At 68.4% G+C, this 20908-nt stretch carries 15 protein-coding genes and 4 pseudogenes; 4 read left to right on the forward strand and 15 right to left on the reverse strand.

The window, feature by feature from the left end; translation table 11 throughout:
- Positions 1 to 9: 9 nt before the first annotated feature.
- Together A6302_RS02840 and A6302_RS02845 are read right to left on the reverse strand one after the other, a co-directional pair.
- Positions 10 to 1370 (reverse strand): annotated as a pseudogene (locus A6302_RS02840) (replication-associated recombination protein A).
- Positions 1367 to 2782: a DegQ family serine endoprotease gene (locus A6302_RS02845; protein ID WP_069305796.1), complete on the reverse strand. Its 1416-nt coding sequence runs from the start codon at positions 2780 to 2782 to the stop codon at positions 1367 to 1369. Before A6302_RS02845 ends, A6302_RS02840 begins: the two are co-directional and overlap by 4 nt.
- Before the next feature lie 406 nt (positions 2783 to 3188).
- On the opposite strand from A6302_RS02845, the gene A6302_RS02850 reads away from it, so the two are divergent.
- Both A6302_RS02850 and A6302_RS02855 read left to right on the forward strand, forming a co-directional pair.
- On the forward strand, positions 3189 to 3974 hold the full coding sequence (locus A6302_RS02850) for an NAD kinase (RefSeq protein WP_069305779.1): 786 nt from the start codon (positions 3189 to 3191) through the stop codon (positions 3972 to 3974).
- A gap of 109 nt (positions 3975 to 4083) precedes the next feature.
- Positions 4084 to 4608 (forward strand): Hpt domain-containing protein, encoded by a 525-nt coding sequence (locus tag A6302_RS02855; protein WP_069305780.1) that lies wholly within the window; start codon positions 4084 to 4086, stop codon positions 4606 to 4608.
- 55 nt (positions 4609 to 4663) lie between these two features.
- Here A6302_RS02855 and A6302_RS02860 read toward each other — a convergent pair whose 3' ends face one another.
- The 4 genes from A6302_RS02860 to A6302_RS02875 form a co-directional block, all read right to left on the reverse strand.
- Positions 4664 to 5986, reverse strand: coding sequence for a DUF2336 domain-containing protein (locus tag A6302_RS02860; protein ID WP_169833481.1), 1323 nt, complete (start codon positions 5984 to 5986; stop codon positions 4664 to 4666).
- A gap of 137 nt (positions 5987 to 6123) precedes the next feature.
- Complete coding sequence (locus A6302_RS25115) at positions 6124 to 7233, reverse strand: transglycosylase SLT domain-containing protein (protein WP_069305782.1); 1110 nt, start codon at positions 7231 to 7233, stop codon at positions 6124 to 6126.
- Positions 7234 to 7410: 177 nt separating this feature from the next.
- Positions 7411 to 8013: a flavin reductase family protein gene (locus tag A6302_RS02870; protein ID WP_069305783.1), complete on the reverse strand. Its 603-nt coding sequence runs from the start codon at positions 8011 to 8013 to the stop codon at positions 7411 to 7413.
- The gene (locus tag A6302_RS02875; RefSeq protein ID WP_069305784.1) at positions 8013 to 8585 is read right to left on the reverse strand and encodes a nitroreductase family protein; all 573 of its coding nucleotides are present in this window, start codon (positions 8583 to 8585) and stop codon (positions 8013 to 8015) included. Before A6302_RS02875 ends, A6302_RS02870 begins: the two co-directional genes overlap by 1 nt.
- 247 nt (positions 8586 to 8832) lie before the next feature.
- On the opposite strand from A6302_RS02875, the gene A6302_RS02880 reads away from it, so the two are divergent.
- On the forward strand, positions 8833 to 10002 hold the full coding sequence (locus A6302_RS02880; protein ID WP_069305785.1) for a hypothetical protein: 1170 nt from the start codon (positions 8833 to 8835) through the stop codon (positions 10000 to 10002).
- A 279-nt stretch (positions 10003 to 10281) separates the two neighbouring features.
- Here A6302_RS02880 and thrS read toward each other — a convergent pair whose 3' ends face one another.
- The 4 genes and pseudogenes from thrS to A6302_RS02895 all read right to left on the reverse strand — a co-directional run bounded on the left by thrS (position 10282) and on the right by A6302_RS02895 (position 15209).
- A complete protein-coding gene (thrS, locus tag A6302_RS02885) occupies positions 10282 to 12240 on the reverse strand; it encodes a threonine--tRNA ligase (protein ID WP_069305797.1) in 1959 nt (652 codons plus the stop codon).
- 173 nt (positions 12241 to 12413) lie between these two features.
- A pseudogene (locus A6302_RS20950) lies at positions 12414 to 13395 on the reverse strand (ABC transporter substrate-binding protein).
- A gap of 40 nt (positions 13396 to 13435) precedes the next feature.
- Positions 13436 to 14293, reverse strand: coding sequence for an ABC transporter permease (locus A6302_RS02890; RefSeq protein WP_069305786.1), 858 nt, complete (start codon positions 14291 to 14293; stop codon positions 13436 to 13438).
- A pseudogene (locus A6302_RS02895) lies at positions 14290 to 15209 on the reverse strand (ABC transporter permease). Before A6302_RS02895 ends, A6302_RS02890 begins: the two are co-directional and overlap by 4 nt.
- A 59-nt stretch (positions 15210 to 15268) precedes the next feature.
- On the opposite strand from A6302_RS02895, the gene A6302_RS02900 reads away from it, so the two are divergent.
- Complete coding sequence (locus tag A6302_RS02900; protein WP_069305787.1) at positions 15269 to 15670, forward strand: cupin domain-containing protein; 402 nt, start codon at positions 15269 to 15271, stop codon at positions 15668 to 15670.
- A 283-nt stretch (positions 15671 to 15953) separates the two neighbouring features.
- On the opposite strand, the gene A6302_RS02905 is transcribed toward A6302_RS02900, so the two are convergent.
- The 5 genes and pseudogenes from A6302_RS02905 to A6302_RS02925 all read right to left on the reverse strand — a co-directional run bounded on the left by A6302_RS02905 (position 15954) and on the right by A6302_RS02925 (position 20670).
- Complete coding sequence (locus A6302_RS02905; protein WP_069305788.1) at positions 15954 to 16742, reverse strand: ABC transporter ATP-binding protein; 789 nt, start codon at positions 16740 to 16742, stop codon at positions 15954 to 15956.
- A 213-nt stretch (positions 16743 to 16955) separates the two neighbouring features.
- A pseudogene (gene hydA, locus A6302_RS02910) lies at positions 16956 to 18409 on the reverse strand (dihydropyrimidinase).
- A complete protein-coding gene (locus tag A6302_RS02915) occupies positions 18406 to 18981 on the reverse strand; it encodes an endonuclease domain-containing protein (protein ID WP_245293883.1) in 576 nt (191 codons plus the stop codon). The pseudogene hydA and the gene A6302_RS02915 overlap by 4 nt, the downstream one beginning before the upstream one ends.
- Positions 18982 to 19105: 124 nt before the next feature.
- A complete protein-coding gene (locus tag A6302_RS02920) occupies positions 19106 to 19423 on the reverse strand; it encodes a hypothetical protein (RefSeq protein ID WP_141703373.1) in 318 nt (105 codons plus the stop codon).
- Entirely contained in the window at positions 19420 to 20670 is a 1251-nt protein-coding gene (locus A6302_RS02925) for a Zn-dependent hydrolase (protein ID WP_069305798.1), read from the reverse strand. The genes A6302_RS02920 and A6302_RS02925 overlap by 4 nt, the downstream gene beginning before the upstream one ends.
- Positions 20671 to 20908: the final 238 nt, after the last annotated feature.

A 20908-nucleotide genomic window follows, 5' to 3' on the forward strand; every position in this document is an offset into this window, starting at 1 on the left:
CCGGCGCGATCAGTCCTCGCCGCGCTCGCGGCGCAGCCGGGCCCAGAAGTCCATGCGCTTGGCGAGATCGCGCTCGAAGCCGCGCTCGACCGGACGGTAAAAACTCTGGCGGCCGAGCTTCTCGGGGAAATAGTTCTGGCCGGAAAAAGCGTCCGGCTCGTCGTGGTCGTAGCGGTAACCGTCGCCGTAGCCTTCCGACTTCATCAATTTGGTCGGGGCGTTGAGGATGTGCTTGGGCGGGAGCAGGGAGCCGCTTTCCTTGGCGGCCCTCGTGGCGGCCTTGTAGGCGGTGTAGAGCGCATTGGATTTCGGCGCGCTCGCCACATAGACCACCGCCTGGGCGATGGCGAGTTCGCCTTCCGGGCTGCCGAGCATCTGGTAGGCATCGCGGGCGGCATTCGCCTGCACCAGCGCCTGCGGATCGGCAAGGCCGATGTCCTCCACCGCCATGCGGATGATGCGCCGCGCCAGGTAGAGCGGGTCCTCGCCGGCATCGAGCATGCGGCAGAGATAGTAGAGCGCCGCGTCCGGATCGGAGCCGCGCACCGACTTGTGCAGGGCCGAAATGAGATTGTAGTGGCCGTCCGCCGCCTTGTCGTAGACCGGCGCGCGCCGCTGCACGATCTCCTGCAGCATGGCCGCGTCGAAGGTCTCGCCCTCGCCCGCCGCGCGCCACACGTCTTCGGCAAGCGTCAGCGCCGCGCGCCCGTCGCCGTCGGCCATCCGCGCCAGCGCCGCGCGGCGCCCGCGTCGAGCGGCAGCGGCCGGCCGATCGCCTCTTCGGCGCGGGCAAACAGGGCCTCGATCGCCTCGGGCCCCAGCGCATGGAACACCATCACATGGGCCCGCGACAGAAGCGCGGCGTTGAGCTCGAAGGACGGGTTTTCCGTTGTCGCGCCGACGAGGGTGACGGTGCCGTCCTCCATCACCGGCAGGAAGCTGTCCTGCTGGGCGCGGTTGAAGCGGTGGATCTCGTCGACGAACAGAAGCGTGCCGCGTCCGTTCGCCCGGCGCATGCGCGCCGTCTCGAACACCTTCTTGAGGTCGGCGACGCCGGAAAAGATCGCCGAGATCTGGTCGAAGGCGAGATCGGTCTCGCGGGCAAGCAGCCGGGCGGCCGTGGTCTTGCCGGTGCCCGGCGGGCCCCAGAGGATGAGCGAGCCGAGGCTGCTGGAGCGCAGCATCCGGGTGATGGTGCCCTGCGGCCCGACGAGGTGATCCTGACCGACGATCTCGGCAAGCTTTCCCGGGCGCAGCCGGTCGGCGAGCGGCCGGGGCGCGTCGGCGGACGCGGCCGGGGCCGGCCCCGTGCCGGTCCCCTCGCCCGGTTTGCGCGCCGGCGGCAGGCCGCCCGAGAACAGGTCGCTCATCGGAAGGCCATGCGGATGACCCGGCCCTGACGGTTGACGGTGACGCGCCACAGCAGCGGCGAGGTCTGGGCAAGGCGCATGAAGTCGGCGGTCGTGACCACCTCCTCGCCGTTGATCGCCAGCACCACGTCGCCCGGCGCGATGCCGACCCGTGCCGCCGGCGAGCGCGGATCGATCCGCGTCACCAGCACGCCGGAGGGCTCGCCGGGAACGCCGAGTTCGCGGGCAATCCCCGGGGTGACGTCGGCGATCGTCGTTCCCGCGAAGGGACCGCGCACCTGGACACGTACCTCCTGCGGCCGCTCCACCTTCTTGGGCGCCTGCAGCGTGATCTTCAGGTGGTCGATGCGGCCGTCGCGGTCGATCTCGATGTCGGCGACGTTGCCGACGCCGATGGTGGCGAGGCGATAGTTGAATTCGCGCGGGTCCGACACCTCGACGCCGCCAACGCTGACGATGCGGTCGCCGGGCTGGAGACCGGCCTTCTCGGCCGGGCCGCCGGGATCGAGAGTCGCAATCAGCACGCCGGTCGGGCGGTCAAGACCGAGGCTTTCGGCGATCTCGGCGGTGACCGGCTGCATGTCCACGCCGATCGAGGGCAGTTGCACCGTGCTGCCGCGCTTGGCCGATTCGAGCACGACCTTGACCATGTCCGACGGAATGGCAAAGCCGATGCCGTTGGAGCCGCCGCCACGCGAGAAGATCGCGGTGTTGATGCCGACGAGGGTGCCGCTCATGTCGATCAGCGCGCCGCCGGAGTTGCCGGGGTTGATGGCCGCGTCGGTCTGGATGAAGAACTGGTAGTCGGCGATGCCGACGCGGGTGCGGGCCAGCGCCGACACGATGCCCTGGGTCACGGTCTGGCCGACGCCGAAGGGATTGCCGATGGCCAGCACGATGTCGCCGACCTCCAGCGCATCGGATTCGCCGATCGGCACCGAGGGCAGATCGCCGCGCGGATCGCGGATCTTCAGCACGGCGAGATCGAGTTCCTTGTCCTTCAGGATGACGTCGCACTCGAACTCGCGGCGGTCGGCGAGCGCGATCTTCACCTCGGTGCCGTCGGCGATCACGTGGTTGTTGGTGATGATGATGCCGGACGGATCGACGATCACGCCCGACCCGAGCGAATTCTGCTGGCGCCGCTGCGGCTGCAGCTGTTGGCGCGGATCGCGGCCGAAGAACTGGCGGAAGAAGGGATCGTCGAACAGCGGCGAGGCGCGCGCGGCGACCTCGCGTGTCGCGTAGACGTTGACCACGGCGGGTGCCACCTGCTTCACCACGGGCGCAAAGGAGAGCTGGATCTCCGCCTGCGAGGACGGCAGGGTGCGTTCGGCGGCATGCGCCGGCATGGCGAACCCGAGCGCGGCGGCAAGGGCGATCGCGCTCGCGCGGACCAGGGAACGGTTCATCGGATCGGTCTCCATCTGCTGCGCGGCCAAAGCGCCCGGCTGGGCGGCGGCCGGGCGGGCGGTCCTGTCCGCGGCGCACGGGGCGAATGCGGGGCCGGCCTGATTTAGGCAATCGCGGCGGAGAATGCAAAGCGCCCCGGCCGGCGTGCGCCGCCTTGATCCCGGATCTGAGGGAACGTCGCGGGCGGGCGACCGGTGGCAGGGCGCTTCCAGCAGATTTTCGCCGCGCCGATCAATCACTTGCGCTGGATGATGCCGCAGGCGCCATTCCGCCGCGTGGCGGGAGCGGCGCCGTGCCGCTGCACGGTTTTCGCCTTTGCCTTCGCGGGGGGTCTGGGCCATGGTAGCGCCCGCAGGGCCGTCTGGCACAGCGCCAGTGCAGCCGGAGGCGGCGATAAGAGGGATCATGGGCGTCGCAAGCAACGGTGGAACGGAGCGGATCGCCTTCCTTGCGGCCCGCACCGAGGAGGCCCGGACGGCCAAGCGCCAGCTGGAAGAGCTCTATGGCGTCGTCCCGCGCGATCAGGCGGACTATATCGTCGTGCTCGGCGGCGACGGCATGATGCTGCAGTCGCTGCACACCTTCATGAACACCGGCAAGCCGCTCTACGGCATGAACCGGGGCTCGGTCGGCTTCCTGATGAACGACTATGCAAGTTCCGACCTGCGCGAGCGCCTGCGCGCCTCGGTCGTCACGGAGGTTCATCCCCTCATCCTGACGGCGACCGACATGAACGGCGTCGTGCATCAGGCCAAGGCGATCAACGAGGTGGCCTTGCTGCGGCAGATCTACCAGGCCGCCAAGCTGCGGGTGACGGTCGACGACCGGGTGCGGCTGGAAGAGCTGATCTGCGATGGCATCATCGTCGCGACTCCGGCCGGCTCCACCGCCTACAACCTCTCCGCCCACGGGCCGATCCTGCCGATCAACGCCCCCCTGCTCGCGCTGACGCCGATCAGCCCGTTCCGGCCGCGGCGCTGGCGCGGCGCGATCCTGCCGAATCGGGCGAAGGTGGACATCGAGATCCTCGAGCCGGAAAAGCGGCCGGTGAGCGCGGTGGCCGACCATACCGAGATCCGCCGCGTCAAGAACGTCAGCATCCGCGAGGACGCCGAGCAGAAGAGCCTGATCCTGTTCGATCACGACCACAGCTGGGACGAGCGGATCCTCAACGAGCAGTTCGATCACTGACGCGATCCCGCCTTCGGATCGGCCGTCCCCATTAGAGCCCTGTTAAAGGGGCTCGGCTAGTCTTCGGACAGTGATCAAGAGGGGACGGCGGTCGCCGCCGGCAACGAATATGGCGAAGGCTGCGAGCACCGCTGCGGCGGACACCGGCGAGCGCATTCCGGCGGTGGTCGACCTGCGCAAGAAATGCCGCGAGATGCCCACGCGCGCGCCCGGCGACGATCCGGTGGCCCGCGCCGAGGCCGCGATGCAGAAGCTGTCCGGCAGCTTCCGGATCTGGATCGAGGACGAGATCGAGATGCTCGAGGCGGCCTGGACCAAGGTCGGCGAGACGGGCATGCAGGACGACGAGGCGCGCGAAGCCTTCTACCGCCGGGTCCACGACATCAAGGGCCAGGGCGCGACGCTCGGCTTTCCGCTGGCCGCGACCGTCGCGGCGAGCCTCTGCGCGCTGTTCGAGGAACTCCCCGCAGGGCAGGCGATCCCGGAAATGCTGATCAACCAGCATGTGGATGCGATGCGGGCGATCGTGCGCGAGGACGCCCGCGACGAGAGCAACCGGATCGGTGCCGCCCTCGCCTCCCGCCTCACCGACGTGACCCGCGAATTCATCACCGCCGCCCAGTCCCGCGCCTGACGGCGGCGACCACGCGGGAAACCTCCCCCGTCAGGAACAGCCTCGGACTGCCCTCTCAGGCGGCCGCGCTGGCGGCGCGCCGATGATCGCCCGGAGACGGGACGAAATCGTCGGCATCCATGTCGTCGGCGTCGTCGTCGTAGACGTTCTCGTTCGATCCGGCTTCGAGGTCCATGTCGTCGTCGTTGTCGGCCATCCGCTCCTCGGCGGCGGCCGGCATCAGGCGCACGACGGCATCCTCGCGCACGACTTCCGAGACATAGCCGCGCGCCGCTTCGCGGGCCGCATCGGCGGCAAGGCGGCGCAGCATCGCCAGCAGGTCGTCGAGATCGGAGTGGGAGAAGTCCTGGTAGCGCGTCAGGATCCGTTCCAGCATCCGCCGCGAGAAGCGGAAGCGGTCGCCGGGCCGCGCGTCGTAGTCGAGATCGCGCCAGACCTCCAGCGCCGCCACGAAGGCGGGGAAGGCCCGCTCGGGCAGCGAGGCCCGCTCGAACAGGGCCAGCAGGCTCGCCTCGCGACCGTCGAGCAGGATGGCATAGACCTTGGGTGCCGGCATGTCGGCAAGGCTGGCCAATGCTGCCTCGAAGAAGCGGATGTGGCCGGCGCACATGCCGCGCACCAGCAGCGACGTGGACAGCTGGCCGCTGACGCGCAGATGCTCCACCAGCGCGACGAGATCGGACTCGGCCGCCCCGTCGAGAAGCGCGATCGTCGCCTTGTCGCAGGCATCGCGGATGAGGGTGTCGACGCGGCGTTCGGGCATGCTGCCGTCGTCGCGGGCGCGTTCGCCGATCTGTTCGGTGAGGATGCGGATGAGGGCCTGACGGGCGGCGATCGGCAGGTCGCGGCGGGCAAACAGCAGCCGGCGCAGGTCCTCCGCGCGGCCCCAGCGTTCCACGGCACGGCGGAAGCTGATCTGGGCGATGGCCGCGCCGGGATTTCCGACCAGCGCCTTGACGGAGTCCAGACCGCCGACCTCGCAGATGGCGGCCGACACCGGGCTGGACACCCGCGGCCGGCGGGCGATGGCGGTCTGCACGTCCGGCGTTCCGGTTGCGACCGCATCGATCAGTTCGGCATCCATCAGCAGCGGCGAGCGGCCGAGCACCGCGATGGCGACGTCGGGCTGGTCCTGCACGAGGGCGATGATCAGGTGGCGCGGGGCGTCAGGCTGGATGGCCAGCGCCTCGGCAAGGGCACGGCGTACGTCGGGGCTGCGGTCGTCGAGCAGGACGGTCATCGCCGCCTCGATCGCCTCGCGCTCCTCCTCCGGCATCTCGACGGTGAAATAGGCGCGCACCAGCGGCCACACCGCCTCGGCGCGTCGCACGGCCGGGGCCGTTTCCATCCACTTGAGGTACTGTCGCACGAGCTTCACGCGCACACCCCGAACCTGCCCGTCACCCGGGCGCCTCGTCATGCTGCGAGAATGTCATGAGGGGTCTTAACGAGTGGTTCACCATGCCCGAGAAGGACTTGTTGACCATGTCGGCGCCGGCCCGTGGCCCGCCGAACTCAGATGCGGCGGCGCGCTTCGGGCTTCAGGAACTGGCCGAGATCGAGCGGCGCGTCGGCCGGGATGCCGGCAGCGACGGCCGAATGGCTGACCAGCGAGGGCGAGGTGGAGAGCGGGCCGGGCACGGCGGCGGCGGTGGCCGCGGCATCGTCCTCGGCAACGGCCAGCGCGAACAGGCCCGGGGTCGCGGCGAAGCCCTTCCAGAAGGCGGAGGCGAGCGGCACCGCCGCGCCGCCGTCGTTGCGGAACAGGGCGTCGAAGGCAGCGTCCGGATCGGCCGCGCGCCAGCCGGAGGCCACCCGCGAGGCGGCGGTGCCGTCCGTGCCGGTGTTGGAGTCGGCGTAGGCCGTCGCCGCGGTGGTCTCGCCGGCCTTCGGCATGGCCGCGAGCATGGTCCGCGTCGGCGAATCGTGGCTCGTCACCAGCCGGTCGTAGACCTCGGCGACCGAGCGGCCGGAGCCGTCCTTTTCATAGAAGATGCTGCGGTTCGCGGCGGCCTGCTTGGAAAAGACCTGCGCGGCGTCCATCTCCGGCGCGCTTTCCGCCAGACGGATCAGTTTGGCGGCGCCGCCGGCCCCGAGGAAATGGGCGATGTAGAGTTCGCCGTCGCTCGGCTCGCGGCCGATCCGGCCGTTGAGGAACTGGGCGTTCTGGCGGGTGAGTGCCCCGGCCATCATCGAGGAGATTTCCGGATCCTTGCGCAGGGCGAGGATTTCCTGGCGCAGCTTGGGATCGGCGACCGTGTACTTGCCGCTCTCGGTGACGGTGACCTGGTCGGCGAAGCGGCCGAGACCGAGTTCCTCGCCGGATTTCTTCAGCGTCTCCAGCCAGGTGCTCTCGATGAACTGGAACAGGCCCGTGGCCGAGGAGGTCCTGGCCTTCGCCTCCGGGTTCATCGCGGATTCGCGCTGGGCGGTCTTGACCAGATATTCGAAGGAGGTGCCGGTGCTGTCGCTCGCGGCGTCGAAGGCCTGGGCGATGCGACTGCCGACATCGGTGTCGCCGGCGGTCTCGAAGGCCTGGTCGATGCGCGAGGCGACGGTCGCCGCCGACTTTCGACCGGCGGTCGACGGAGTCGACGTGTAGAGCTCGCTGAAAATCGGCTTCATGGCACCGGCCCCCCGGGACGGGTTTCGTTACCGGGAGCATCGGCCATCATGGTTAACGAGATCTTAATTCCGCGATTTCACCCGGCAAAATCTGCCGGGTGTGCGTAGTGTTGCGGACAGCTCCACCAAGACGCTGCCCGTGCAGCGCCGGGACATGACCTTGAAAATGCGCCGGTCTCAGGCTTTCGGCCGGTCCATCGCGAACACCCGGTCGACGACCGCATAGTCGCGGTAACCGAGACGCGCGATCGGCATCAGCGCCGCCGTGTCGATCATGCCGTCCTTCAGAATCGAATCGTCGATGTGGATGCCGACCACCTCGCCGAGCACCAGCCATGCCCGCTCGCGGCCCCCGGCGGCATCGCGCAGGGGGATGGTCCCGGTGTGGAGGCACTCGAGGGCGACCCGCGCCTCCGCCACCCGCGGCGCCGCGACGAGACGCGAGGGCACCGCCGTCAGGCCGGCGAGCACGAACTCGTCGACCTCCGGCCCGACCGGCGCCGACGAGGCGTTCATCGCCGCGCGCAGGTCGAAGGTCGCCAGATTGCAGACGAAGGCGCCGGTCGCCTCGACGTTGGCGATCGTGTCCTTCCGGCCCGTGCTGGAAAAGCCGACGATATAGGGGTTCGTGGAGAAGGCGTTGAAGAAGCTGTAGGGCGCAAGGTTGGCGACGCCCGTCGCCGCGCGCGTGGAGATCCAGCCGATCGGACGCGGCACGACGATGGCGTGGAACGGATCATGCGGCAGCCCGTGCGGCTCGTGGCGCGGATCGTAGAACATCAGGCGGGCACCCAGTCGGTGACGATCTCGTCCAGCGCCGGGCGCGGCCGGTCCTGCGGCGGCACGGTCGGCGTGCCGATGTGGACGAAGCCGGCGAAGCGTTCGCCGGCGCGCAGGCCGAGGATCGCGGCGGCCTCGGCGTCGTAGGCGCACCATTCGCTGACCCACTGGGCGGCAAAGCCCATGGCGTGGGCGGCCGTGACGAGGTTCATCGCCGCGGCGCCCGCGGACAGCTGCTGCTCCCAGACCGGGATCTTCACATGCTCGGCCGCGCGGCTGACGACGCCGACCACGAGCGGGGCGCGCGCGAAACGGCCGCGCTCCTCGTCGAGACGCCGTGTCTCGGTGGCCGGATCGCGGGCAACCAGCAGGGCCGCGAGCGCCTCGCCGGCAGCCCGGCGGGCATCGCCGCGATAGAGGATGAAGCGCCAGGGCGCGAGCTTGCCGTGGTCGGGAACGCGCGAGGCGATGGTCAGCAGCGTGTCGAGCTGGTCCGCGTCCGGTCCGGGTTCGGCGAGGAAGGGGGCAGAGATGGAGCGCCGGGTCGAAAGCAGGTCGAGGGCATCTGTCATGGGTCGGAAGGCTCCGTCAGGAAGGGTCGGTCTGCGGCCGGGCGACGCGCAGGCAGGCTGTCGTTTGCCGATATAGGGGGAAGGCCCGGTCCTCCGCCAGTGGAGCATTTCGGACAGGTCGCATCAGGCGATGCAGACGGGCTTGAATTTGCCATCAATTTTGACGATTGAAGACAACATGTGTTTCAGGCACGTCTCCGGTCACATCTCCCACGGCACTGCGGCAGCCCGAACGGCGGCCTCGCCCTTGCGTGCGCCCCTCGCGCCTGCGCTGCTTGTTGTCATGCTTGCGCTCGCCCCGCTGCCGGCGAACGCCCAGCAGTTCGGCGGGCCCGGCGGTGGTCCGGGTGGCGGCCTCGGTGGACCGGGTGGAAGTCTGGGCGGCGGCCCCGGCGGTTTCGGCGGTTTCGGCAACGATGGTGGCATCCCGGAGACGCGGATGCCCGGCTTTGCGCCGCAGGGCGTTGGCCCGCTGATCCTCGGCCCCGACCCGATCGAGCCGGCCCGGCCACCCTCGCCCGGCGAAGGCGGCGCCTTCGAGTTTCCGAGCCGGACCAATCCGGCCGCCCTGCCCTACGCGCCGTCCACGGACGACCCGCTGCAGGGGCTTCAGCTCGAATCGCCGCTGAAGAAGCCCGAACTGCTCGTCTCCGCCCGCCTCACCGAGGACGGCGCGCCGATCGCCAGCGGCGTCGTCTGGCGGGTCTACGGGGCCGACCCCGGCGCAGACGGCAAGCTGCCGCTGGTCGGCTCGGCCGAAGGCGGCGAGCACAGCTTCGAGCTCGATCCCGGCAGTTATCTCGTCCACTGCGACTTCGGCTATGCCTCGACCACGATCCACGCGGTGGTCGATGGCGGCATCGAACGCGAATCCGCCGTGCTGAACGCCGGCGGCCTGCGGCTGGCGGCGCGCAACGCCGACGAGGAGCAGATCTCTTCCGAAAAGCTGCGCTTCGACGTCTACATGATGGATTACAACGAGGTGGGCGAGCGCCGGGTCGTGGCCGAGGACATCCCGGCCGGCGAGATCGTGCGCCTGCCGGCCCGTCGCTACCACATCGTCAGCCGCTACGGCGAGGTCAACGCGACGGTGCGGGCCGACATCGACGTGCAGGCCGGCAAGCTCACGGAACTGGAGCTGGAACAGAACGCCGCCGAGGTGACGCTGAAGCTCGTCAACGCGCCGGGCGGCGAGGCGATCGCCGACACCCGCTGGTCGGTGCTGACGCCGGGCGGCGACATCGTCACCGAAGGCATCGGCGCCTTCCCCACCTTCGTGCTCGCCTCGGGCGGCTACACCGTCGTCGCCAAGCACGACCAGTCGGTCTATTCGCGCGATTTCGAGGTGAAGGCCGGCTCGAACGGCGACGTCGAGGTGCTGACCAGCGACCTCGACACGTCCAGCGAGATGGACTGAGGGTCGCTCGTTTCTCCCCGTGTCCGACAAGGACTGCGGCGCTGTCGTGGCTCTTCCCCTCCACCGTCATCGCCTGGCTTGCCCCGGCGACCCCATGGCCATGCGACATCGCAAACCGCCCGATGGAGAGACAGGCTTTCGGAGCCTGATCCGTCGTTCCCTGCGGAAAGGCCAGCGGGTCGCCGGGTCAAGCCCGGCAATGACGGCGGAGAGGCTGAGTGTGATCACACGTCGCCTCGTCTGCCGCACTTTCCTCAGGCCGTCTGTGGCGCGCCCTCGTCACGCCTCGACCAGATCCGGCGGCACGGTCTCGGCCACCACCATTGCCACCGCCTCGTCCAGCGTCATCGCTTTCGGATGCTGAGAGCCGAGGCGGCGGACGTTGATGCCGGACTCCTCGGCCTCGCGCTTGCCGCAGACGAAGATCAGCGGGACCTTGGCGAGGCTGTGCTCGCGGACCTTGTAGTTGATCTTCTCGTTGCGCAGGTCGATTTCCGAGCGGACGCCCGCCTTGCGCAGGCGCTCGTGCACCCTCTGCGCGTAATCGTCGGCTTCGGAGGTGATGGTCGCCACCACCACCTGTACCGGCGAGAGCCACAGCGGGAAATGGCCGGCGAAGTTCTCGATCAGGATGCCGAGGAACCGCTCCATCGAGCCGCAGATCGCGCGGTGGATCATCACCGGGGTCTTCTTGTCGCTGTCCTTGTCGACGTAGAAGGCGCCGAAGCGGTCCGGCAGGTTGAAGTCGACCTGGGTGGTGCCGCACTGCCACTCGCGGCCGATGGCGTCCTTCAGGGTGTATTCGAACTTCGGGCCGTAGAAGGCGCCCTCGCCCGGGTTGATCCCGGTCTTGATCCGGCCGCCGGAGCTTTCGGCGATCTGCCCCAGCACCCGGGTCATCACCTCCTCGGCGTGGTCCCACAGCGCATCCGAGCCGACCCGCTTTTCCGGACGGGTGGAGAGCTTGACCATGATCTCGTCGAAGCCGAAGTGCGAATAGACCGACAGGATCAGGTCGTTGATCTTCAGGCACTCGGCGGCCATCTGCTCCTCGGTGCAGAAGATGTGCGCGTCGTCCTGGGTGAAGCCGCGCACGCGCATCAGGCCGTGCATGGCGCCCGACGGTTCGTAGCGGTGGACCGCGCCGAATTCGGCGAGCCGGATCGGCAGGTCGCGGTAGGACTTCAGGCCGTGCTTGAAGATCTGCACGTGGCCGGGGCAGTTCATCGGCTTCAGCGCGAAGATGCGCTTGTCCTCGGCCTCGTCGCCGGCAGACTGCACGGCGAACATGTTTTCCTTGTACCAGCCCCAGTGACCGGAGATTTCCCACAGCGACTTGTCGAGGATCTGCGGCGCGTTGACCTCGGCATAGTCATCCCGGAGCCGCCGGCGCATGTAGGCGACGAGGTCCTGGAACAGCTGCCAGCCCTTCGGGTGCCAGAAGACGACGCCCGGGCCTTCCTCCTGGAAGTGGAACAGGTCCATCTCACGGCCGAGGCGGCGGTGGTCGCGCTTCTCGGCCTCCTCCAGCATGTGGAGATAGGCGGCCAGATCGTTGTCGTTGGCAAAGGCGGTGGCGTAGATGCGGGTCAGCATCGGGTTGTTGCTGTCGCCGCGCCAGTAGGCGCCGGCCACCTTCATCAGCTTGAACGAATTGCCGATCTTGCCGGTCGAGGTCATGTGCGGGCCGCGGCAGAGGTCGAGCCACTGGCCCTGGCGGTAGATCTTGAGGTCCTGCCCGGCGGGAATGGCGTCGATCAGCTCGACCTTGAAGGCCTCGCCGCGCGCCGAAAAATGCGCCTTCGCCTCGTCGCGGCTCCACACTTCCTTGGTGAAGGGGGCATCGCGGGCGATGATCTCGCGCATCTTCGCTTCGATCTTCGGCAGCTCGTCCGGGGTGAACGGCCCCTCGGGGCGCAGGAAGTCGTAGTAGAAGCCGTTCTCGATCACCGGGCCGATGGTCACCTGGGTGCCGGGAAACAGTTCCTGCACCGCTTCGGCCATCACATGGGCGGCGTCGTGGCGGATCAGTTCCAGCGCGCGCGGGTCGTCGCGGGTGACGATCTCGATCGCGGCATTGTGGCGGATCGGATCGGCAAGGTCGGCGAGCTCGCCGTCCAGCGCCATGGCGACGGCCTTCTTCAGCAGCGACTTGGAGATGCCCGCGGCGATCTCCGCACCGGTCACGCCGGGCTCGTATTCGCGCTTCGAGCCGTCGGGGAAACTGAGAACGATCATCATCTCTCTCCTGCTCACTCCTGCTGACGAGCGCAGGTAAGCGGTTTGCGGGGCGCGCAGGCTATAGGACAGGAGATTGCCGATGTCTACGCCGCACCCGGGCGGCGGGTGCGGCGCATGCGGGGCGAACCCGGTCGCGACCCAGACAGACGCCGGGGCCGCGACCGGAGGGATCACATCTTCGCCTTGTCGGTCACCACCGTGGTGGTGGCGCCTTCCGGCGCCTTGGTGATCACGCCGGCGTCGATCAGGATCTTCACGCTCTGCTCGTATTTGGCCATGTCGAGCGTGCCGTCGGTGCCATCGGTCAGCTTGGCGATTTCCCTGGCCATGGAGACCTGATGCTCGAGGGTCTGGGGCGCCGGTGTCGTCGTTGTCGAGGATGATCTGGCCGGCTTCCTCGGGGTTCTCCGCGGCGTAGGTGAAGCCCTTCATCGAGGCGCGCACGAACTTCGCCATCTTGTCGACGAAGGCCGGATCCTTGAGGCTCTCCTCCATCACGTAGAGGCCGTCTTCCAGCAGCGACACGCCGACGTCGTCATACTTGAAGACCACGAGTTCCTCGGCCGGAATGCCGGCTTCCAGCACCTGATTGTACTCGTTGTAGTTCATGGTCGAGATGCAGTCGGCCTGCTTCTGGATCAGCGGGTCGACGTTGAAGGCCTGCTTGATCACGGTGACGCCGTCGGCGCCCCCTTCGGTCGGCAGGCCGAGCTGCTTCATCCAGGCATAGAAGGGCAACTCGTTGCCGAAGAACCAGACGCCGAGGGTCTTGCCCTTGAAGTCGGCCGGGGTGGCGATGCCGCTCGACTTGAGGCAGGTCAGCATCAGGCCGGAATGCTTGAACGGCTGGGCGATGTTGACGAGCGGCAGCCCCTTGTCGCGGGCGGCAAGCGCCGCGGCCACCCAGTCGACGATCACGTCGGCGCCGCCGCCGGCGATCACCTGCTCGGGGGCGATGTCCGGGCCGCCCGGCTTGATGGTGACGTCGAGGCCTTCCTCCTCGTAATAGCCCTTGTCCTTGGCGACATAGTAGCCGTCGAACTGGGCCTGGGTGACCCATTTCAGCTGCAGCGTCACCGTGTCGGCGGCGTAGGCGGTGCCCGACATCAGCGCGGCGGCGAGGCCGAGCGAAAGCGCGAGTGTCCTCTTCATTGACTGCTCCCCTTTGTTGCCGTCCCCGCCCGTGGCCGCCTCAGCGGGCCCGGAAGGACGGATGCCAGAATGTCACCCACCGCTCGGCGAGACCGACGACGGCGTAGAACGTGGATCCCGCGACCGCGGCAACCGCGATCTCGGCCCAGACCATGTCGATGGCGAGCCGCCCCACCTCGGTGGAGATGCGAAAGCCCATGCCGACCACCGGCGAGCCGAAGAACTCGGCCACGATGGCGCCGATCAGCGCCAGCGTCGAGTTGATCTTGAGCGCGTTGAACACGAAGGGCATCGCCGCCGGCAGCCGCAGCTTGGCGAGCGCCTGGCCGTGGCCGGCGGCATAGGTGTGCATCAGGTCGCGCTCCATGCGACTGGCGGCCTGCAGCCCGGCGAGCGTGTTCACCAGCATCGGGAAAAAGGTCATGATCACGACCACCGCCGCCTTTGAGGCGACGCCGAAGCCGAACCACATGACCATGATCGGCGCGACGCCGACGATCGGCAGCGCCGAGACGAGATTGCCGACCGGCAGCAGGCCGCGCTTCAGGAAGTCGATCCGGTCGACCAGCAGGGCGACGAGAAAGCCGGAACCGCAGCCGATCACGTAGCCGGTGAGCGCGCCCTTGAGGAACGTCTGCTCGAAGTCGGCCCAGAGCGTCGGATATTCGGTGACGATTCTCGCGAAGATCGCCGACGGGCTCGGCAGCAGCACGGGCGGAATGGCAAAGCCGTCGACCGCCACCTGCCAGACGGCGAGCAGCGTGACCCCGAACACGACCGGCACCGCGAGATCGGCCAGACGCCGCAGCGTGGGCACGGACGACGGGCGGCGCACGAGGAAGAGGTTCAGCGCGGTGCCGGCGACGACCAGCGCGAGGATGATCAGCAGCGTGGTCATCGCCGCACCCCCATCCGGGTCAGCACGATCCGCTCGGCCACCGAGACGACCGCGACGAGGAGGGCCGCCAGCAGCGAGGCGGCGACCAGTGCCGACCAGATCTGCACCGTCTGGCCATAGTAGGAGCCGGAAAGCAGCCGCGCGCCGAGGCCGGCGACGACGCCCGTCGCAGTTCGCCGACGATGGCGCCGACCAGCGAGGCGGCGATGCCGACCTTCATGGAGGTGAACAGGAACGGCACCGACGACGGCAGCCGAAGCTTCAGCAGCATCTGCCCCTTGGTGGCCGACCAGGTGCGCATCAGGTCGAGGTTGATCACGTCGGGCGATCTCAGCCCCTTCACCATGCCGACCGCCACCGGGAAGAACGACAGATACATCGAGATCAGCGCTTTCGGCAGCAGGCCGGTGATGCCGACCGCGTTGAGCACAACGATGATCATCGGCGCGATGGCGAGGATCGGGATCGTCTGCGAGGCGATGATCCACGGCATCAGCGACTTGTCCATCACCCGCGAATGGACGATGGCGACCGCAAGGCCGATGCCGAACAGGGTGCCGGCCGCAAAGCCGAGCAGCGTCGAGGAGAGCGTGATCCAGCCGTGGTAGATCAGGCTCTGCTTGGAGGTCGGCTTGGTCAGCACCGTCGCCTTCCAGAATTCGGCCGCCACCTGATGCGGCGAGGGCATCACCGGGCGCTTCTGGTTCAGCGTCTCGCGGACGAGATCGACGGTGGTGTAGTCGCTCACCTTGGCCCGCGCGAAGGCGTCGCGCTGCTGCGGCGCGTTCAACACCACGGCGCCGGCGTACCAGAGCGCGATGATCGCGGCGACGACGACGGCAACCGGCAGGAGATGGTTCGAAACCCAGCCCGGCGTTGCCACCGGCGCGGGCTTGACGGACAGGGCGGTCGTCACGGCACACTCCCGGTCAGCGCCGCCGGAACGTCCGGGGCAAGCAAGGGGGAGAGCGCGCGATGACGAGGGAGTGCCGACTGATCCGGCCCGCCGGCACCTATGCCGGCAAGCAGGGCTTCGACTATCTGGAGGGGATCACCGCCGAATCCGTCGGCGCCACCGGCATCTGCATGCATCTCCTCGAAATTCCCCCCGGCGGCCGGGCCAAGCCCCATCTCCACGAGAACCACGAGACCGCGATCTACATGATCGCCGGCGAGGCGCACACCTGGTACGGCGAGGGCCTCCGCGAGCACGTCATCGTGCGCGCCGGCGACATGTTCTACATCCCCCCCGGCGTCCCGCACCTGCCGGCCAACCTCTCCGACAGGCCGGCGATCGCGGTGATTGCCCGCACGGACCCCAACGAGCAGGAGAGCGTCGTGCTGCGGCCGGATCTGGAGGGGGTGGTGGCGGGTTGAGGTGGGTGGGGTCTTGCCGTGGGGCGAGGCTACCTCATCCGGCGCGGCTTTGCCGAGTGGGAAGGCCCCCTCATCCGGCGCTTCGCGCCACCTTCTCCCCGATGGGGAGAAGATCAACCTCTGGCTGGCGCCTTGCCACGTTCCTTCGCCCCGGGAGCGTGTCGGATGCGCTTTCGTCGCCGCAAACTCCATCTTCTCCCCCCCGGGGAGAAGGTGGCCCGAAGGGCCGGATGAGGGGGCCACGGGCACAGACCTGATCAAGCCTGCATCCCGCAGAAGACGATCAATCCTCATAGCTGTGCCCCGCGCGCAAGCCCTCGCGGACGCGGTGGGCGAGGGCCAGAAACTCCGGGGTCTCGCGGATTTCCAGCGGCCGCTCGCGCGGCAGGTCGGAGACGATGACGTCCTCGATCCGGCCCGGCCGCGGGCTCATCACCACGATCTTGGTGGAGAGATAGACCGCCTCCGGGATCGAGTGGGTGACGAACACCACCGTCTTGGCCGTGCCGGCCCAGAGCTTCAGGAGCTGTTCGTTGAGATGGTCGCGGACGATCTCGTCGAGGGCGCCGAAGGGCTCGTCCATCAGCAGGAGGTCGGGCTCCAGCGCCAGCGCGCGGGCGATCGAGGCGCGCTGCTGCATGCCGCCGGAGAGCTGCCAGGGGTACTTGTTCTCGAAGCCCGCGAGATTGACCAGCGCGAGGTTCTTTGCCACCCGCGCGGCACGCTCGGCCTTCGGCAGGCCCATGATCTCCAGCGGCAGGGCGACGTTGGCGGCGATCGTGCGCCAGGGATAGAGCCCGGCCGCCTGGAACACGTAGCCATAGGCCCGCGCCAGTCGCGCCTGTTCCGGCGTCGTGCCGTTGACGGTGATCGTCCCGGACGTCGCCCGCTCCAGATCGGCGATCACCCGCAGCAACGTGGTCTTGCCGCAGCCGGACGGCCCGATGAAGGACACGAAGTCGCCCTTCTCGACGGTAAGGTCGATGTGGGACAGCGCGTGGACCGGGCCGTCGCCGGTCTGGAAGGTGAGGGAGAGATCGCGGACGGCGATGGCGGTGGGGGGGATGGTCATGATGCGGCGGGTGTCTCTCGTGACGCGGACGCTGCAGACCCCTCTCCCTGTCCCTCCCCCACAAGGGGGGCGGGAACGATCGGCGCGCGGGCGATCGTTCCCGCAACGCTGCGTCGGGGCGCGGCGTTCGAAGCATATCGGTGGGTGCGTCCTGCGTCCCCTCCCCCCTTGTGGGGGAGGGACAGGGAGAGGGGTAAGCCCGGCATCAAGGCCTCACACCCCGCTCGCCGGAATGCCCGACCGCGCCACGGCCCGCGGCGCAACCAGTTCCTTCCAAGTCGAGAAGGCCGTGTTCACCGGTGCGTTGGGCGGACGGGCAATGAATTTGCCGTGGCCGGGTTCGGCCTTCACGGTGCCCTCCTCCACGGCGACCTTGCCGCGGGTCAGGGTGAAGCGCGGCAGCGCAGTCACCTGCTTGCCCTCGAAGACGTTGTAGTCGATCGCCGACTGCTGGGCGGCCGCGTGATGGTCTTGCCGCGTTTCGGGTCGAGCACGACGATGTCGGCGTCGCTGCCGACGAGGATCGCGCCCTTCTTCGGGTACATGTTGAGGATCTTGGCGATATTGGTCGAGGTGACGGCCACGAATTCGTTCATGGTCAGCCGGCCGGTCGCAACGCCGTAGGTCCAGAGCATCGACAGCCGGTCTTCAAGGCCGCCGGTGCCGTTGGGGATCTTGCGGAAGTCGCCGACGCCGAAGCGTTTTTGCGCCGTGGTGAAGGCGCAGTGGTCGGTCGCCACCACCTGCAGCGAGCCGCTCGCAAGGCCCGCCCACAGGCTGTCCTGATGCTTGCGGTCGCGGAACGGCGGGCTCATCACCCGGCGGGCGGCGTGATCCCAGTCGGGGTTGGCGTATTCGCCCTCGTCGAGGGTGAGATGCTGGATCAGCGGCTCGCCGTAGACGCGCATGCCCTTCTGCCGCGCCCGGCGGATCGCCTCATGCGCCTCCTCGGACGAGGCATGGACCACGTAGAGCGGCACGCCGGCCATGTCGGCAATCATGATCGCGCGGTTGGTCGCCTCGCCCTCCACCTCCGGCGGGCGCGAATAGGCGTGGGCCTCGGGGCCGGTGTTGCCCTCGGCCATCAGCTTTTCCTGCAGGGCCGCAACCACGTCGCCGTTCTCGGCGTGGACCAGCGGCAGCGCGCCGAGCGCGGCGCAGCGCGTGAACGAGGCGAACAGCTCGTCGTCGTTCACCATCAGTGCGCCCTTGTAGGCCATGAAATGCTTGAAGCTGTTGATGCCGCGGCCGACCACCGCGGCCATGTCGTCGAACACCTGCTCGCCCCACCAGGTCACCGCCATGTGGAAGGAATAGTCGCAGGAGGCCTGGGCGGTCTTGTTGTCCCAGCGCTTCAGCGCATCCATCAGCGACTGACCGGGCTCGGGCAGGCAGAAATCCACCACGGTGGTGGTGCCGCCGGACAGGGCCGCGCGGGTGCCGCTCTCGAAATTGTCGGCCGAATAGGTGCCCATGAAGGGCATCTCGAGGTGAACATGCGGATCGATGCCGCCCGGCATCACGTAGCATCCGGCCGCGTCCAGCACCGTGTCGCCGGCCAGATCCGGCCCGATCTCCGTGATCCTCCCGCCCTCGATCTTCACGTCGGCCTTGTACGTGAGGTCGGCGGTGACGACCGTGCCGCCCTTGATGACTGTGGTGGTCATGGCGCTGTTTCCCGGATCTGATCGTGGAGGCTGGATGGATGAAAGCGGATGTCGGGCGCGCGGTCGGCGACGGTCCCGAGGAGGGCGGCGAGGATCATGTCGAGGACGGCAAGCGGACTGTCCAGAAGCTCCTGATTCCAGAAGCGGAGGACCGAGTAGCCGTGGGCATTGAGCCGGGCGGTCCGGATCGCGTCGTGTGCGCTGTCCGCGTGCCCGGACCCGTCGAGTTCGACGATCAGCCGGCGGTCGCGGCAGGCGAAATCGGCGACATAGGGGCCGATCGGAACCTGTCGCGCGAACTTGAAGCCTTCGAGGCGGCGGTCGCGCAGGTGGTTCCAGAGAATACGTTCGGGTTCGGTCTGCTTGCGCCGGAGGTCGCGTGCCCGCAGGGTCGCGCCGGCTCGGCGTTTCGACGCGGACTGACCGGTTGTCGCCATCGCCCCAGCCCCCTCATCCGGCGCTTCGCGCCACCTTCTCCCCGACGGGGAGAAGGGTAACAAGCGGCAGGCGCCGCGTGCAGCAAAATTGCGTCCCGCCCCCAAACGCAGCCACGAATGACCCTTCTCCCCCACGGGGAGAAGGTGGCCCGCAGGGCCGGATGAGGGGGTGGCGCGGCGTCGAGATGGCATCTGATAACCCTGACAATCCAGATTGGAATCCCGTTCCCGCGACACTGCGTGGCCTTCCCTGCGAACGCTATCCTGAACTGTCCGGAACTCCGCCAAAGATGAGAGCTCTTGCCCGCCGCAGGACTTCCCGTTCCAGTTCCGTCAGCGGCAGGCCGAGCCCCGCCAGTTCCCCCTCGATCGACTCGATCGCGAGCCCCCATTCGCCGGCCCAGACAAACTCGTCCGCAAGGCCGAGAGCTACGTTCGGGCGAGTTCCGCGAATGACGAGCATCACATCAAGCACTGCATGGATCGGCAGGATATCCGGATCATCCGTGGCTCGCGTGAGCGGGTTCCAGCGCGCGCCATGGCCAAAGGAAATCGGTCCGAAAAGATCGTCGCTCACTCCACGATCCCCGCCGTCTCCACCACCGCCCGCAGCAGCACGTCCGTGCCGGCCACCGCCCAGTCCTTGGAGATCTCCTCCGCCTCGTTGTGGCTGAGGCCGCCGACGCAGGGGCAGAAGATCATGACCGAGGGGGCGACCTGGGCGGCCCAGCAGGCGTCGTGGCCGGCGCCGGAGATCATGTCGCGATGGCCGTAGCCGAGCGCGTCGGCGGCGCTGCGCAGGGCGGCGACGAGGCCGGGATCGAAGGTGATCGGGTCGAAATGGCCGACCGGCTCGATGGCGCAGCCGACGCCGAGCGCCTCGCAGATCTTCGCGGCCTCGGCCTCGATCCGCGCGCGCATGCTGTCGAGCTTGTCCTGCGAGGGGCTGCGGATGTCGACGGTGAAGGTGACCTTGCCGGGCAGCACATTGCGCGAGTTCGGCGAGAACACCATCTGGCCGACGCCGCCGACGGCGTTCGGCTGGTGATCCATCGCCACCGCCTGCACCATCTCGAGGATGCGCGCCATGGCAAGGCCGGCGTTGACCCGCAGGTTCATCGGCGTGGAGCCGGTGTGGGCCTCCTTGCCCGTCAGGGTGAACTCCAGCCACCAGAGACCCTGGCAGTGGGTGACGACGCCGATCTCCTTGCCCTCGGCCTCGAGGATCGGCCCCTGCTCGATGTGGAGCTCGAAATAGGCGTGCATCTTGCGCGCGCCGACCTCCTCCTCGCCCACCCAGCCGATCCGCTGCAACTCGTCGCCGAAGGACTTTCCGTCCCGATCCTTGCGACTGTAAGCATAATCGAGCGAGAAGGCGCCGGCGAACACGCCGGAGGCCATCATCGCGGGGGCAAAGCGGGCGCCCTCCTCGTTGGTCCAGTTGGTGACGACGATCGGATGCTTCGTGCGCAGGCCGAGGTCGTTCATGGTGCGCACGATTTCCAGCGCGCCGAGCACGCCGAGCACGCCGTCATACTTGCCCCCCGTCGGCTGGGTGTCGAGATGCGAGCCGACATAGACCGGCAGCGCGTCCGGATCCTCGCCGGGGCGCATCGCGAACATGGTGCCCATGCGATCGACGCCCATGGTCAGGCCGGCCGCGTCGCACCAGTCCTTGAACAGCGCCCTGCCCTCCGCATCCGCATCGGTCAGCGTCTGGCGGTTGTTGCCGCCGGCAACCCCGGGCCCGATCTTCGCCATCTCCATCAGGCTGTCCCACAGCCGGTCGCCGTTGATGCGGAGATTGGAGGCGGACGCGGTCATCGCAGGATCCTCATGGCGGGAGAGGTCGCCGGAGCGTGTCCGGCGCCGACGCGAACGGTCGGCGGCGACAGTGTGGACCGGACGGCGACCCGATTGCCAGCCCCGCCCGAGACCTTCCTGAACGCCGCGGAAAATTGACCAGTTGATAAAGGCATAGTCCGGTCTGCCACCGAACCGGTCAAGGGCAATTTTTGGGCGTAGCGCCAGTTGGCCAACGCAGAACGGCCCGGCGGGGGCC

Source organism: Methylobrevis pamukkalensis, assembly GCF_001720135.1.
GTDB classification, from domain to species: Bacteria; Pseudomonadota; Alphaproteobacteria; order Rhizobiales; family Pleomorphomonadaceae; genus Methylobrevis; species Methylobrevis pamukkalensis.

Excerpts from the sequence above, each read along its gene's own strand:
- A6302_RS02890 (WP_069305786.1), bottom strand. The coding sequence starts at position 14,293 with ATGACCACGCTGCTGATCATCCTCGCGCTGGTCGTCGCCGGCACCGCG.
- thrS (WP_069305797.1), bottom strand. The coding sequence starts at position 12,240 with ATGATCGTTCTCAGTTTCCCCGACGGCTCGAAGCGCGAATACGAGCCC.
- A6302_RS02855 (WP_069305780.1), top strand. The coding sequence starts at position 4,084 with ATGGCGAAGGCTGCGAGCACCGCTGCGGCGGACACCGGCGAGCGCATT.
- A6302_RS02900 (WP_069305787.1), top strand. The coding sequence starts at position 15,269 with ATGACGAGGGAGTGCCGACTGATCCGGCCCGCCGGCACCTATGCCGGC.
- A6302_RS25115 (WP_069305782.1), bottom strand. The coding sequence starts at position 7,233 with ATGAAGCCGATTTTCAGCGAGCTCTACACGTCGACTCCGTCGACCGCC.
- A6302_RS02905 (WP_069305788.1), bottom strand. The coding sequence starts at position 16,742 with ATGACCATCCCCCCCACCGCCATCGCCGTCCGCGATCTCTCCCTCACC.
- A6302_RS02925 (WP_069305798.1), bottom strand. The coding sequence starts at position 20,670 with ATGACCGCGTCCGCCTCCAATCTCCGCATCAACGGCGACCGGCTGTGG.
- A6302_RS02845 (WP_069305796.1), bottom strand. The coding sequence starts at position 2,782 with ATGAACCGTTCCCTGGTCCGCGCGAGCGCGATCGCCCTTGCCGCCGCG.
- A6302_RS02850 (WP_069305779.1), top strand. The coding sequence starts at position 3,189 with ATGGGCGTCGCAAGCAACGGTGGAACGGAGCGGATCGCCTTCCTTGCG.
- A6302_RS02870 (WP_069305783.1), bottom strand. The coding sequence starts at position 8,013 with ATGTTCTACGATCCGCGCCACGAGCCGCACGGGCTGCCGCATGATCCG.
- A6302_RS02875 (WP_069305784.1), bottom strand. The coding sequence starts at position 8,585 with ATGACAGATGCCCTCGACCTGCTTTCGACCCGGCGCTCCATCTCTGCC.